The organism is Streptomyces sp. NPDC054883 (genome assembly GCF_053610645.1).
Genome location: NZ_JBSGYT010000108.1, coordinates 1 through 2,410, shown reverse-complemented (window position 1 = coordinate 2,410; position 2,410 = coordinate 1). Strand labels below are relative to the sequence as shown.

The following is a 2,410-nucleotide window of genomic DNA, read 5'->3' as shown; positions in this document are numbered from 1 at the left end:
GGGGCGGGGGACCCGGGGGATTCCCTCCCGCCGGGGGGGCGGGGGGGGGGGGGGGGGGGGGGCCCCGCCCCCCCCCCCGCGCCGCACTGCCCGCCCTGTGCGCCACCCAGATCACCAGCTGGGGCATCGTCCACTACGCGTTCCCCGTCCTCCGCTCCTGCCTGACCGCCGGCACCGGCTGGTCGGCCAACGCGGCAACGGGCGCGGTCTCCATGGCCCCTCTCGTCTCCGGCGTGGCCGGAATCCCGGTCGGCCGCATCCTCGACCGGCGCGGTCCCCGCGCGGTCATGACCACCGGCTCGCTCATCGGTGTGCTCGCACTCCTGCTGATCGCGGCCGCCCCGAGCCTGGCGGACTGGCCTCCACCGTCCTCGCCCCACTGACGGCCGTCCTGGCCGAACACCTCGGCTGGCGGCAGACGTACGCGGTCCTCGCCGTGATCCTCCCGGCCATCACCCTTCGCCGCTTGGCAGCCCTCTCGGGCACCTCTGCCCTTCTCACCTTGGGCACCGCGCCGAAGTCCATCGCGGAGCGCCCCGGGCTCACGCCATGGGCACGTCGTCAGCGCGGACGACGCTTGGGAGGAACGGGGCCCGGGATGACATCGAGGTCGAGATGTTCCTTGAACAGGTGGACCAGATTGGCGCCGTCGAGGAGTTCCAGGCGTCCGTGGTCGTTCGCGAACGCCTCGCTCGCCCGACCGAACCACGAGGTCGCACCAGGATCCCCGGGTCAGCATTGGTCCTGGCACAGCTGACCCCAGCTGGTCATACCTGGGAAACGACGAGGACCCGGTGAGGGCCTCCCGGAGCCCGTCGCCGCCCCCGCCGGAACGGTCTCCGCACGGGATGCAGTCTCTCCTCGGCTGATGCCGACTGATCGGCCTGCTACAGAAAAACGCAGGTCAGCGCACCCGGCCACGTGCTTTCAACGGCACCGGCGGGAGCTGCGGAGCAGGAATCGGAGGGCCGTCGTAGCCCTTTACCTCGCCGTAGCGGGTGCCCTCCATCCAGTCCTGGCGCGCCTGGACGATCTCCTCGTTGCTCCGGCCGATCCAGTTCCAGAACATGACGATCTCCTCCTCGAACGGTTCGCCGCCCAGGAGCATCACGCCCGCGTCCGAGGAGGCGCGCAGGGGGAGTTCCGTGCGGCCGCAGCCGAGGTAGAGCATCGAGCCCGGCAGGAGCGGGACGCCGTCGACGTGGGTTTCCCCCGACATAGACAGGACCGCGTACTCGAAGTCCGGGTCCAGCGGCAGCCGGGTCTCGGTGCCCGCCGTGAGGGCGAGGTCCGCGCCCACGATGGGGGTGTAGGCGGTGCCGGGCGAGGTGGCCTCGTCCAGGGTGCCCAGGATGACCGTCGCGGTCAGGCCCGGGGCCGTGACCAGGGGCAGGTCCGCGTGGTGCTGGAAGTGCGGGGCGACGTCGCGGTGCGCGTCCGGCAGGGCCACCCACAGCTGGGCGCCGTGCAGGAAGCGGGCGTGCGGGCGCGGGCTCTCCTCGGAGTGGCTGATGCCGCGGCCCGAGGTCATCAGGCCCAGCTCGCGCGGGCGGATCGTCGCGAGGCTGCCCACGCTGTCGCGGTGCAGGATCTCCCCCTCGTGCAGCCAGCTCACGGTCTGCAGACCGGAGTGCGGGTGGGGCGCCACCTGCATGCCCGGCTCGTCGGCGATGTCGTCGGGGCCGTAGTGGTCCACGAAGCACCAGGCGCCCACCATCCGGCGGCCCAGGTTCGGCAGCAGCCGGCGGACCTCGGTGGACTCCCCGAGCTTGACGGTGCGCGGGCTGAGGAGCTCGCGCACGGGTTCGGCGACGACGAAACCACGGCCGCCGCAGACGGCGAGAGCGGGCTGGCGATCGAGATTGCTCATACCGCACAACTTAGTACCGCCGGGCCCGCAGCGTTCCACGGAATGCGCGGGGGTGCCGCTGTGTTGGAGCGACCGGACGCACCACCTGAACGGCGGAAGGAACGGTCATGGACGCCAAGCGGGCCCGCGAGACCCAGGACGCCGGGTACGACGCGCAGGCGGCGTACTACGGACACGGGACGGCGGCCGAGCGCTGGGAGCGGGGCAGCCTCTTCTTCGAGGCGAAGGAGTACGCGACCGCGGCCCGCGTCCTGGCCACGCTGACCGCCGAGGTCCCGGAGCAGCTCGCGCCCCGGCTGCTGCTGGCCCGCGCCTACTACCACTCCGCGCAGCTCTCGCGCGCCGAGCGGGAGCTGCGCGCCATCCTGGAGCGCTGGCCGGTGGAGGACTACGCGCAACTGATGCTCGGCCGGACCCTGGAGCGCCAGGGCCGGGCCGCCGAGGCGGCCCCGTACCTGCGGATCGCCGCCGCCATGGCCGGCGAGCCGCCCGCCTAGCGGACCTCCGCGGCACCCGCCGTCCGGCCGCCCGGCCCCGTCC

Annotated in this window: 3 protein-coding genes; 2 read left to right on the top strand and 1 reads right to left on the bottom strand. The window is 73.2% G+C overall.

Translation table 11 applies throughout. From position 1 onward, the window contains the following. Nucleotides 1–212 precede the first annotated feature (212 nt). A complete protein-coding gene (locus ACWGH1_RS35140; protein ID WP_453409356.1) occupies nucleotides 213–383 on the top strand; it encodes a hypothetical protein in 171 nt (56 codons plus the stop codon). 521 nt (nucleotides 384–904) lie between these two features. On the opposite strand, the gene ACWGH1_RS35135 is transcribed toward ACWGH1_RS35140, so the two are convergent. Further along, nucleotides 905–1,870, bottom strand: a complete 966-nt coding sequence (locus ACWGH1_RS35135) for a pirin family protein (protein ID WP_453357400.1) — start codon at nucleotides 1,868–1,870, stop codon at nucleotides 905–907. 107 nt (nucleotides 1,871–1,977) lie between these two features. Here ACWGH1_RS35135 and ACWGH1_RS35130 point away from each other — a divergent pair, with 107 nt between their 5' ends. Beyond that, complete coding sequence (locus tag ACWGH1_RS35130) at nucleotides 1,978–2,367, top strand: tetratricopeptide repeat protein (protein WP_453409355.1); 390 nt, start codon at nucleotides 1,978–1,980, stop codon at nucleotides 2,365–2,367. Nucleotides 2,368–2,410: the final 43 nt, after the last annotated feature.

Bases quoted from the DNA above. Each gene is read 5' to 3' on its own strand.
- ACWGH1_RS35140 (WP_453409356.1), top strand. From the start codon at position 213: ATGGCCCCTCTCGTCTCCGGCGTGGCCGGAATCCCGGTCGGCCGCATC.
- ACWGH1_RS35135 (WP_453357400.1), bottom strand. From the start codon at position 1,870: ATGAGCAATCTCGATCGCCAGCCCGCTCTCGCCGTCTGCGGCGGCCGT.
- ACWGH1_RS35130 (WP_453409355.1), top strand. From the start codon at position 1,978: ATGGACGCCAAGCGGGCCCGCGAGACCCAGGACGCCGGGTACGACGCG.